The sequence below is a fragment of the Flavobacterium sp. genome (assembly GCF_035195345.1).
Lineage (GTDB): Bacteria > Bacteroidota > Bacteroidia > Flavobacteriales > Flavobacteriaceae > Flavobacterium.
In genome coordinates this window covers 801,820-812,945 of record NZ_CP136574.1, presented here as the reverse complement: position 1 = coordinate 812,945, position 11,126 = coordinate 801,820, and the positions used below count along the sequence as shown (strand labels likewise).

Here is an 11,126-nt window from a genome sequence, read left to right as displayed (position 1 = left end):
TTATAAAATGAAAAAAACAATCTTAACAGGCTTAATTATTTTGCAATCCTTATTATTATCTGCCCAAGACAAAGTCCAGATAAGAGTTACTTCAGCCAGTCCTGCGGCATCTTTTGAGCAAGAAGTCGGCAGCGGAAAAATAAAAATAACATACAGCAGACCATTAGTAAGAGGTCGTAAAATATTTGGGGAGTTAGTACCTTTTGATAAGCTTTGGCGAACTGGCGCAAGTGATTGTACCGTCATAACCACTTCCGAAGATATTTCTTTTGGTAACAATGTATTAAAAGCAGGAAGCTATTCAATATTCTCAATTCCTTCAATAAATGAGTGGACTATAATTGTTAACTCAGATACTACCTTGCATGGAGAAACGGGCTATGATGAAAAAAAAGATATAATGCGTTTCAAAGTCCCTTTAGAAAAAAGCCCCAATTTTTATGAAACTTTTACTATTGAATTAAATGATATCAATAGCAAAGGCGAAGCATTCCTAAAAATACTTTGGGAAAATACAATGGTTAAAATACCGGTAAAGAGCAAGGAGGACGATACAATAGTGGCATTGATAGATCAACATATAATTAAGGGTAAAACTCAGGATGCCAATTTATTATTTCAGGCAGCTAATTATTATTACAGTACTAATAGAGATTATAAACAAGCAATTATATGGCTTTTGGAAGCAGAAAAAATAAATCCTCAAAATTTCTATTATCCTAATCTAAGACAAAAATTAGCTTCTGAAAACAAAGATTACACTATTGCAATTGAAGCTGCAAAGCGAGCCATTTCAATTGCTGATAAGGAGAAAATGAAAAAAACTATTGATAGTTTGAACAATAAAATTTCAGATTGGGAAATCTTGTTAAAAAAATAATAGTGTAAAATTAAAATAATACAATTACTATAATGGATATACAAAACATTCTTTCAAAAAAACTGTTACCAATCGTAATCTTCGTTTTGGCAACACAAACGCTGTTTTCGCAAAACATAGTTCGTTACGATTTATATGTTCGTGATACCATCGTAAACTATTCTGGAAAAGAAAAAAGAGCAATTGCAGTAAATGGTCAAATTCCTATGCCAACATTAACATTTACAGAAGGTGATATTGCTGAAATTTATGTACATAACGAATTAAAAGAAAGCACTTCATTGCATTGGCACGGACTATTTTTACCTAATAAAGAAGATGGTGTCCCAAACCTTACACAAATGCCAATAGAACCGGGAACTACTCACAAATATTCGTTTCCAATAATTCAAAGCGGAACTCATTGGTACCACAGTCATTCAGGATTACAGGAACAAATTGGTATGTATGGTATGTTCATTATGAACAAAAAACAAAATGACAAAACATTCCGAAAAGGTATAGATGATTTACCAACTGTGCCTATTATTTTAAGTGAATGGACCGATTTAAAACCCGAGAACGTTCACCGAATGTTGCACAATGCAACCGATTGGTTTGCAATTAAAAAAGGAACAACACAAAGTTATGCTGAAGCCATAAAACAAGGTCATTTCAAAACAAAAATAGCCAATGAATGGAAACGAATGAATGCTATGGATGTGAGCGATGTATATTATGATAAGTTTCTGATTAATGGTAAAAATGAAAGTCAGTTATCACAGTTTAAAAGTGGAGATAAAGTTCGTTTGCGTGTGGCAAATGGTGGAGCTTCATCATACTTTTGGTTAACTTATGCTGGAGGAAAAATAACAGTTGTAGCTAGTGATGGTAACGATGTAGAACCTGTTGAAGTAGATAGATTATTGATAGCAGTATCCGAGACTTATGACATTATAGTTACAATTCCTGCAAGTAATACTTCTTATGAATTTTTAGCAACTCCAGAAGACCGCACAAAATCTACTTCATTATACATTGGAAATGGCATCAAACAATTGATTGCTCCGTTGCCAAAATTAAAATATTTTGAGGGAATGAAAATGATGAACGGAATGATGAAAATGAATGGGGATTTAGATGATATGGGAATGAGTATGTCCTTAAATCAAATGGATATGAATGTAGTAATGTACCCAGAAATAACTGGTGCAGTAAGCGCAAAACATAAGGGTACTATGAGCGATATGGAAACGAGTACCGATCATTCCAATCACAATCAAAATCAGTACAATGCCAATGCGTTATCTACAATTACAACACTCAATTATGCCATGTTGAAAGCGACCGATAAAACAACTTTACCCAAAGATGCCCCAGTAAAAGAACTTCGTTTTGAACTAACAGGTAACATGAACCGATATGTTTGGAGTTTAGACAATAAAGTAGTTTCTGAAACAGATAAAATCCTAATAAAAAAAGGAGAAAACATTAGAATTACACTTTACAATGGTTCCATGATGCGTCATCCAATGCACTTACATGGACATGATTTCAGAATATTAAATGGTCAAGAGGAATATGCACCATTAAAAAATGTAATGGACTTAATGCCTATGGAAACCAACATAATTGAATTCAATGCCAATGTTGAAGGAGATTGGTTTTTTCATTGTCATATTTTGTATCACATGATGGCAGGAATGGGAAGAGTATTCACCTATGAAAACCAAACGCCAAATCCGCTAATTCCAAATCCAAAAGTAGCACAAAGAAAATTATTTGCCGAAGACCGAAAATTTCATTTTATGGGAGAAAATGATTTTGCAACAAATGGAAACGACGGAATGGCAATGTTTAGCAACACACGTTGGAGCATCGGTACAGAATGGCGCTTGGGTTATAATGATATACACGGTTACGAAACAGAAACTCATATTGGAAGATACATTGGTAAAATGCAATGGATTATGCCATTTGTTGGTTTCGATTGGAGATACAGAAAAATGGAGAATGGTGAAACAGAAAAAAACCTTTTCGGGCAAGGAAGCACCAAAGACGGACGTTCTGTTTTTAGTGCAGGATTAGAATATACAATGCCAATGCTTATAAAAGCACAAGCCGAAGTTTTTACCGATGGAAATTTCAGATTACAATTTGAAAGAATGGATATTCCAGTTTCTACAAGAATAAGAATGGATTTGATGTGGAATACCGATAAAGAATATATGGCAGGTTTACGATACATTATCAAAAGAAATTTTAGTGTCAGAACACATTACGATAGTGATATGGGGTTAGGTATTGGATTAAGTTTAAATTATTAATACATATAAATATTGTTGTAAAATAAATAAAGTATCTCAATCAGCTGCACAAAAAACGTCTTTAGTCCAAGTATTCTTAACTCATAGCTGCCGTTTGCTTCATTTCATTAATCTCTAAAGTAGTAAAAGACAAAGTAATTTCGTCCAGTGGTAAAAAGGACGTTTTACATTTCAGTTGCCACTCCTTTGCCAACGCTCCAAAAAAAATTACTGGCACAGTTTTTAGAAAAAACACGTACGCTTCGCAACTTGCGCCAGTAATTTTTTTTCCCAAGCTGTGTTACATAATTGAGTATTATAGTTCATCACAAAGCGAGTTTATTGTTTTTTTGGTTTTTGCAATGAAGCTATAATATCATTTATGTAAAACAGCCGCCACACCCAACGCGCTTGCCAGTGGCTCCAGGACAACATTTTTTGCAGCTCCCATCGCATCACCCAGCTACAAAAAACACCGTCCTTCGCCACTGTCTTTAACAACGTTCGCCATTTCATCGGAAACTTTACGGTCATACTTCCTTTTAAGAACGTTCACGGTAACTGTTTTTAGCAACTTTACGCATAAATCGGTAGTATTTGCATTGCTTTTGTAAGTGTTGTAAAATGCTTATCAACTCTATTTCTAATATTCACGATATAGGAATAAGCATTTTTCAACACCCACAAAATCAAGAGAAGCCAGCAAGAGTATCATTTTTTTATTTGCCAGAAAATCCCAAGTAATTGCTTCAGCGGAAAAGCCGATGCCATACCGTTCCTAATAAAATGTATTTAAAGCTTGAAGCATTATCTTTCTTTCAAATCTATGGCATCAACTTTTCCACAAAAGCAATCAGAAACATCCCAGTCAGCAAATAAAAAAATGATACACTTGCACGCGCTACTGCACCGTCGCACTTGGTATTATAATGCATTGTTTTTTGAAGATGCTTTCCATTTTCAGTACAACTTTCCGTTTAAATTGAAACTTCTCATTTCATAAGACGATTAGGCATCCTCAAAAATCAAATCCAAGAAAGAGTATCAAATTCTCTGGCCGGATGAAAAGCATTTTTATTTTTTGATTTGGTTTTTTCATCCATCCAAAGAATTTGATACCCTTTCCGAAGACGACCATCTTTCAAATCAACTCCCAATCCTTCTGATAAAATCCGTTTAAACAAGAACATTCCGATTGGATATTCAAAACAAAAAATAAAAAAAAAGAGAGCAAAGATAAGTTCCAGGTATTCAGAAAAAAAAGTTCAAGCCCTACGGGTTTTAAAAAAAATCTCCACCCATAACGGTTCGCATAAACACTCACTTCCGATTTCACACCCACACTTCCGATGATGTATCGGGTAGTATTTTTTTTAAAAAACTTTTTTATCTGAAACCTTCCACTTGAACAGACGGCTTTCTTTTTTTCTTTTTTTTCTTTTGAAAAATTTTATAGGTCGAGCGTAGCGAGGCACACCTGCATTTCAAGAGAAAATCCGCGAAAAATTGAAAATCTAATCAATTTTTAAAGCCGAATGTTATGCAGAATTTTATCATCAAAACCCACCGAGTTGGAACGATTTATTCAAAACCACATTTATTCCTACTTAACAAAGGGATGAACAGCGGAAAGCCACAAAAAGAGCCATTTACAAACAGTTTTGTTATCATTTTTCAAAACGAGGAGGACTGCGAAAGCCTTTTTTTCATTGCTTATAGTTTATGGCAAACAAAATTTTGGCACCAGCATTTAGTAGGTTCAGTAATTCCGTTTTTACGTCTAAATGATTTTAAAAAAGAATTCAATCCACAATCTAGATTGATGATGGTGGAACACGAGCAGCACCAAAAAAATGTTGCAGCTCTCAAACTCTTGGAGAAAAAAGAAAAGCAATACAAAGAGGATATGATGCTTATAAATGACCTTCGCAGAGCCATTTTATACCGTTACCATAGAAAATAAAACAATCCTGGTCCAAAAGGACTAGGATTGTTTGCTCCTCATTCCCAAGCAAACTAATACATAAGTGCAATATGATTGCACCACTTAAATAAATCGAAGAAAAGCAAAGCAATTGCCATTTATTGACTGCTATAAACAAAAGAAGCTCCGAAAATCGGAGCTTCTAAAGTCAATTTATTGGTTTTTTATTCCTTCGGTTCTGGCTGTTCTTCAGCTTTAACCGCCGTTTGTGAAACGACAGAAATAATACTTCCACCAAGTACCAAGTAACCAGCTGCCGAAACTAAACCGACAGGCAAGGCAACAGGTGAAGCGATGATAGCACCGCCAACAGAAGCTAAAGCAATTCCAACAGTGCGAAGAATTTTAAACCATTTTGGAGTAGGAGCGACAACACGCTCGACTACATTCATATTTTTATTTTTCATAATCTTGACTTTTTAAGATTGTTAATTCAATTATTTGTACTCTTTTTTCTAAATATTCTACTTTCTGGTTCAGTAAGTCATTGCCACTTTTAAACTCGGTTTTAATGATTAAAGCCATCGTTTTTACTTCAACCAAATCTTTTTCCATACTCTTAAAATCGGTGTGTAATTGCTTGATAAAATAAGCCACAATCGAGAGTAATAAGGTGATTAGTGTTCCAAAAAGTGTAGCGATGATATTGATGTTTTCCATTTTTGGGACTTTTTAAAATTGAAAATTATTTTCAATTACAATTTTGTTGTTTGGTTCTCTTGCCAGTGCTACCAATTTTGGATAAATCATTTTGTAAGCTGCAACACTTTGAGAAACTTGGTAATTTCCATCAATAAACCCAAAACCAAAACCACAAAGCGGACAACCGGCAGTATCTTTTATGGTATTTCCGGTATGGATATAAACAAAGCTAAAGTTGGGTAAACCTGAAATCTCAATCATTCCTTCGTGCAGCTTTCCAAAAGCTTTTTTGTAATCCACATTTTTAGCTCCGTGAGTGTTCAGCTTTAAACTAAATACACCTTTTGGTATAGCAGTTTGAGAAGAGATTTTCACTTCTCTAATTTTATCCTCTAACAAATAACATTGAAAGATGCCGTTAATGTACAACTGGCTCAATGTACTTTCTTTGCCCTGGGCTACTCTAATTATTTTGCTTTCCATAGTCTTGATAGATTTGAGATTAAACAAAAAATCCCTCACTTTTGGCGAGGGATTTTCGGAAGGTTTTTCTAAAAAGCATCCTCAACTTTCAAGCAGTTACCACTGGAAAACAAGTAGTAATTTCCGCCGACTTGTTGATAAAACTCAATTCCGATACATTGCAAAACAGTAACATTTGCTGTTGGAAGAACTCCACCAGGTAAAGTTGCTGTTACGGTTGTAGCAGGAACTGGAGCATACAAATCCAAGAAAGCACTGTATTGAATATCGTTTACCTCATTCAAGTCTGCATCCATAGGATCATAACTGTTTGTGGTAGCGTTGTATTCAAAATCACTCACAACTGAAAGAGAACTAATCAAACGGAAATGAGTTGCACCTGATGGAGCATTAACCAAATTCGCTGGATTAAAAGCATCTACAACAAAATCACCAGTTTCTCTATCAACTCCGTGAGTTAATGAGTAAGGAGCGTTGAAAATCCCATTGAAAGAAGAGTTTTTGTCAAACTCAAATCCTTTCAAGTAACTACGTTGTGTAGTGATTTCAATTTTACGGTAACCTCTGGCTTCCGTTTGGTCTTCAAGGTTGATTTTCTTCATAATAGAAGTTAATCTTCCAGTTACTTGGCTGTCGGCCATTTGTTTCATAACTTGAGATAAACCAGTTCGAACAGATTTTCCAGCTTTGGCACAAGCACCAAATTCGTTCATATTCTCACGAGTTCTCTCAAATTCAGGAGCAGATAATACTTGGTCGCCAGTTGGTCCACCAACCATTCCAGCGAAGTAGCCTTCCTGTCCTTTGATTTTGAAGTGTCGGATATCTCCAAGAGTTCCAACGTACTTAATAACACCTTTTTGTCTTGCCATTTTTTTAAGATTTAAAAAGTTAATAATTAGATAAAATTCATAAGACAAATTTCAATGATTATCTTTGAATATCAATAACTTAAATAACTGTAAATCAATGCAATACAACGCAAAAGCACCGTACATAGTGGAAACCCATTGGCAAATTGAAGAAGTCCTTGATGGGGATAGCATCATCATTTGCAATCGTTTCACTCAAATGAAAAAAGAAATCCGTCTTTATGGTTTAGATGCACCAGAAGTAAAGATTAATAGGAAGATGATAGAGGATGAGGAGAAAAGCAGTTTACCTGCCCAATTATTGCTCCAATTTGGTTTGCAATCCTTGCACTTCGTTTTGTCGGTTGCACCGCCTAAAACGGCTGTAACTATCGTTACAGAACAGGAGAACTTTTACGACTACTGGAACAGACAACTAGGATATGTAATATTACCAGGAGGAGAATGTTTGAATGATTTGCTTTTGATCAATGGGTATGCAAAAGCAACCCAACAATATTACTGCGGAAAGCTCGCAGAATATCAATTGATGAACCGCCAAGCGCAGCTTAATCAACTGGGTATTTATAGTTCCGTAAAAAGTTTTTGATTTGTTGTACTTATGTTGTACTAAAGGAATTTTAATTTTTGTGAGTACCAATAAAATATATACTTCACAAGCGTAATAAGGTTAAACGCCTGTTGTGTGTAGTTTTTATATTTTCATATGTTTCGCGTTCAAAAGAAATTCTGTTTCTATTTCTTCTTCTTTTGAGAGAAGAATAGTATCAATCTTCTTCTCTGATTTTATTGATAAATTATTCAATAATTCAGCTCGATATTCTACTGCTTGTTGGATACTTATGAATTTTTTATCATAAATAATAGCTATATCAATATCGGATGGTGTGTCAGAATAAATTGAAGAACCAAAAAGATATATGTCAAAATGGTCTTTGGGTTTTATTTGTAAATCAATCATCTTTTTTCTTTTTTTCGTAGTTAACTAAAGCTTCTCCTGTAAAATTGACTGCGCCAAAAAATTCTCTGTTATCAAATAAACCAACATTCATGGATTTTGCTAAATCTTTTGCAGCAAATGAATATCGATTGTAGAATCCTATAAGTATAATGCAGTCAATATCAAATAGATTTGGATTTATTTCGTATATTTCTGCTTCGCCAGCAATGTATATATCAGCTACTATAATTTTAATATCAGGTCTATTTCCTGTTCGTTTAATTAAGTACTTGTCATTTCCTAAATCAGTAATACTTGATACAGCGGAATGACCTCTCATGCCATTTTCAAAGAATGACTTACTTGACGTAGCAACAGCTTGCTTATTTTTTTCTCTCATTTAAAAATGTTTTCAAATCCATTTGGAAAAGTTGGGACAGTAGAATTTACATCACCAGAAATTTTATTGTATTCAAATCCTTCTCTATGAAGTTTATATTCAATGAATAAACCAAACTCATTACCCTCGAATAAATCTTGATTTTGTTCAATAAATGCCTCAATTTTTCTATTATTTGGTAATATCTTTTGAATAGCTAATTTTTCCCACATAAGTTCAGTTGCTAATTGATTATCTATAGCGTTTTTTGAATGTGGGCCATACAAGTCAAATATTGCTTTATTTTCAGCCAGTAAAGGTTTTAAATACTTACTTGCATCTAATCGGGATTCAAGTTTTGGAACTTTAAAAATATTTGAAATGCTATTTTCGTGATTTGCTTTCCATTGTTTTATTGTATTATCAGGATATAATTTTGGATTTTTATCAATGATAGTATGACAAGTTGGACACAATAATATTATATTTTCAAATTCATCACGCTCACTAAGTGGTAATGGATTAGCTCCTCTTGGACCTTTTTTCTTTTGTCCAATTATGTGTGCTAATTCTTCAATGTTGGTAATTTCTCCGCTTTCAAAAAAAGGAAATAAATCAGCATGACAATCTGGTTTACCGCAGAAACCTCCTGATGAAGCCCAAAGTTTTCGTTTTACTATAGTTCTTATTGCCATTCTTTTTTAAAATTACACACAACTCGTTTATATGCTCAGTTTTTTGCTATTTTATTGAGCATAGCTAACTGTTTTTGGGTAGCTATGCTCAACTATTATTGCGTATTATTTTTTTATAAATCATCAAAAGGACTTTTAATTTGCTGAATGTTTTTAGTACTCACATGCGTGTATATTTCAGTTGTTTTACTACTATTATGCCCTAATAATTCTTGTATGTATCTTAAATCTGTTCCACTTTCTAATAAGTGAGTAGCATAGCTATGACGTAGCCAATGCAATGTAACAGGTTTGTTTATTGTGACCAATTTAATACTTTTTTTCAATATTTCCTCTAAACTTCTTGCAGAATATTGTGTATTTTTTTTCTGTCCCTCAAAAAGATACGTTTTTGGGCTGTATTCTTTATAGTAATTTCTTAGTAATTCTAATATTTTTGGAGATAATGGTGTAATTCGGTCCTTTTTACCTTTTGATTGTCTAATTATTACAACATTTCTTTTGGAGTCAATATCATTTGGTTTTAAATTCAACAATTCACTTCGTCTTAATCCACAACTGTAAATCATAGAAAGCATTGCTTTGTGTTTTAAATTCTTTGGGGCTTCTAAAATGGCTTTAATTTCTTCTTTACTCAAAACATTGGGTAATACTTTTTCTCTTTTTGGTCGATGTATTTTGTCAATTTCAATTTGACTGTCTTTAACTATCTTAAAAAATAGTTTGATAGAATTAACAATTTGGTTTTGATAGGAAGAAGAAAAGTTATTCTTTAAAATATAATCGTTGTTATAACAAATAACATCTTCATTGCTAATGTCTTTTATTGCTTTTGTGTTACAAAACGTTAAAAACGATTTTAAAGCATCGCTATACGTGTTTATGGTATTTGGGCTGTAACGTTTTGATAATAAATAGCGTTTAAAGGTTTCAATACTAGCCATTCCTTCTGCATTAGGCACTAATGTATGGGCTAAGGGCAATTTAAAATGTAAACGATTGGCTTCAGTGTCGGGTAAATGCCAATATTTGTTTGAGGCGCTCCAGCAAGCATCTTCAAAAGTTTTGATACGAGCAATTAATGCGGCATTTTTTTCAAAGTAAACGGCAATTCTTGGCGTTCCTTTGTGTAGGATGGTTTTGGCTTTAAAATTCATTTTAGTGCATTTAGTCTAACAAATATAAAGATTGTCTTTTATATTTTGGTTTTATAAAGAATTAATTTGTTGTTAATCAATTAATAAAATAAATTATTCCGTATTATAAAATCATTTTCCCTAGGGTATTTATCTATTTTCCCTAGGGTATTTAACTAATTTCTCTAGGGAAATTTAATAATTGCTGTACAGTAATAGATTTTTTATTCAGTTTAATTTGTATTTTTGTTCAGTAAAAAATAAGTTATATGGCTATTGAATTTAAAATGGTGCCCAAACAAAACAATATTGCATCGCCACCTCAAACCAAATATTACCCTTGTGCCGTAAGTAAGGGAGAAGTAGATTTAGAATATTTAGCCGAAATTATTGCAAGCCGAAGCACAGTTACCGTTGCTGATTGTTATGGGGTTCTCATAGGGATGAGTCAGGTAATAGGGGAGCAATTAGCCAACGGTAAAATTGTAAAAATAGATCGTTTAGGAACGTTTGCGCTAACACTAAAAGGCGTTGGAACTGATACACCCGAAAAATTAAATAAAAACACCATTCTAGGTGCCAAAATATTATTTAAACCGGCGCGTAATTTTAAAAAGCTCTTGCAGAATTTAAGTTACAAAAGATTGCGGTAAAAACGAATGATTTCTACTAAAAAGAAATGTAGATTTTTGGTCACAAAAATAGTTTAAAAATACGCACTTTAGTGCATTTCACTTTAGCTTCTAAAAATAATAAGCCACAGATTTAACAGATTCAAAAGGATAAATCTGTGTTAATCTGTACCAAAAATAAGGTATTTCAAGGTTAGA

General features: G+C 33.4%; 14 protein-coding genes. 5 read left to right on the top strand and 9 right to left on the bottom strand.

What is annotated here, in order from left to right; all coding sequences use genetic code 11:
• The first annotated feature begins 7 nt into the window (after positions 1–7).
• Both RSE15_RS03875 and RSE15_RS03870 read left to right on the top strand, forming a co-directional pair.
• On the top strand, positions 8–880 hold the full coding sequence (locus tag RSE15_RS03875) for a DUF2911 domain-containing protein (protein ID WP_229324094.1): 873 nt from the start codon (positions 8–10) through the stop codon (positions 878–880).
• Positions 881–912: 32 nt separating this feature from the next.
• Positions 913–3,186 (top strand): multicopper oxidase domain-containing protein, encoded by a 2,274-nt coding sequence (locus RSE15_RS03870; RefSeq protein WP_315176701.1) that lies wholly within the window; start codon positions 913–915, stop codon positions 3,184–3,186.
• A gap of 76 nt (positions 3,187–3,262) precedes the next feature.
• Here the strand turns inward: RSE15_RS03870 and RSE15_RS03865 are convergent, their stop codons facing one another.
• A complete protein-coding gene (locus RSE15_RS03865; protein ID WP_315176699.1) occupies positions 3,263–3,403 on the bottom strand; it encodes a hypothetical protein in 141 nt (46 codons plus the stop codon).
• A gap of 1,302 nt (positions 3,404–4,705) precedes the next feature.
• Between RSE15_RS03865 and RSE15_RS03860 the strand changes: the two genes are divergently transcribed.
• Complete coding sequence (locus RSE15_RS03860; protein ID WP_315176697.1) at positions 4,706–5,128, top strand: DUF6943 family protein; 423 nt, start codon at positions 4,706–4,708, stop codon at positions 5,126–5,128.
• Between the two features lie 185 nt (positions 5,129–5,313).
• Here RSE15_RS03860 and RSE15_RS03855 read toward each other — a convergent pair whose 3' ends face one another.
• The 4 genes from RSE15_RS03855 to RSE15_RS03840 form a co-directional block, all read right to left on the bottom strand.
• Positions 5,314–5,556: a hypothetical protein gene (locus tag RSE15_RS03855; protein WP_324069664.1), complete on the bottom strand. Its 243-nt coding sequence runs from the start codon at positions 5,554–5,556 to the stop codon at positions 5,314–5,316.
• Positions 5,546–5,809, bottom strand: coding sequence for a hypothetical protein (locus tag RSE15_RS03850; RefSeq protein ID WP_103726998.1), 264 nt, complete (start codon positions 5,807–5,809; stop codon positions 5,546–5,548). The genes RSE15_RS03855 and RSE15_RS03850 overlap by 11 nt, the downstream gene beginning before the upstream one ends.
• Before the next feature lie 12 nt (positions 5,810–5,821).
• Positions 5,822–6,274 (bottom strand): DUF5675 family protein, encoded by a 453-nt coding sequence (locus RSE15_RS03845; RefSeq protein ID WP_315176696.1) that lies wholly within the window; start codon positions 6,272–6,274, stop codon positions 5,822–5,824.
• A 68-nt stretch (positions 6,275–6,342) separates the two neighbouring features.
• Complete coding sequence (locus RSE15_RS03840; protein WP_315176695.1) at positions 6,343–7,146, bottom strand: hypothetical protein; 804 nt, start codon at positions 7,144–7,146, stop codon at positions 6,343–6,345.
• A 97-nt stretch (positions 7,147–7,243) separates the two neighbouring features.
• Between RSE15_RS03840 and RSE15_RS03835 the strand changes: the two genes are divergently transcribed.
• Positions 7,244–7,735, top strand: a complete 492-nt coding sequence (locus RSE15_RS03835; RefSeq protein ID WP_315176693.1) for a thermonuclease family protein — start codon at positions 7,244–7,246, stop codon at positions 7,733–7,735.
• Between the two features lie 105 nt (positions 7,736–7,840).
• Here the strand turns inward: RSE15_RS03835 and RSE15_RS03830 are convergent, their stop codons facing one another.
• The 4 genes from RSE15_RS03830 to xerA all read right to left on the bottom strand — a co-directional run bounded on the left by RSE15_RS03830 (position 7,841) and on the right by xerA (position 10,317).
• Positions 7,841–8,107, bottom strand: coding sequence for a nucleotidyltransferase domain-containing protein (locus RSE15_RS03830; RefSeq protein WP_324069663.1), 267 nt, complete (start codon positions 8,105–8,107; stop codon positions 7,841–7,843).
• Entirely contained in the window at positions 8,100–8,486 is a 387-nt protein-coding gene (locus RSE15_RS03825; RefSeq protein ID WP_324069662.1) for a hypothetical protein, read from the bottom strand. The genes RSE15_RS03830 and RSE15_RS03825 overlap by 8 nt, the downstream gene beginning before the upstream one ends.
• Positions 8,483–9,160, bottom strand: a complete 678-nt coding sequence (locus RSE15_RS03820) for an HNH endonuclease signature motif containing protein (RefSeq protein ID WP_324069661.1) — start codon at positions 9,158–9,160, stop codon at positions 8,483–8,485. Before RSE15_RS03820 ends, RSE15_RS03825 begins: the two co-directional genes overlap by 4 nt.
• A 113-nt stretch (positions 9,161–9,273) precedes the next feature.
• Positions 9,274–10,317: a site-specific tyrosine recombinase/integron integrase gene (gene xerA / locus RSE15_RS03815; protein ID WP_324069660.1), complete on the bottom strand. Its 1,044-nt coding sequence runs from the start codon at positions 10,315–10,317 to the stop codon at positions 9,274–9,276.
• 248 nt (positions 10,318–10,565) lie between these two features.
• Between xerA and RSE15_RS03810 the strand changes: the two genes are divergently transcribed.
• Positions 10,566–10,949 (top strand): HU family DNA-binding protein, encoded by a 384-nt coding sequence (locus RSE15_RS03810; RefSeq protein WP_324069659.1) that lies wholly within the window; start codon positions 10,566–10,568, stop codon positions 10,947–10,949.
• Positions 10,950–11,126 lie beyond the last annotated feature (177 nt).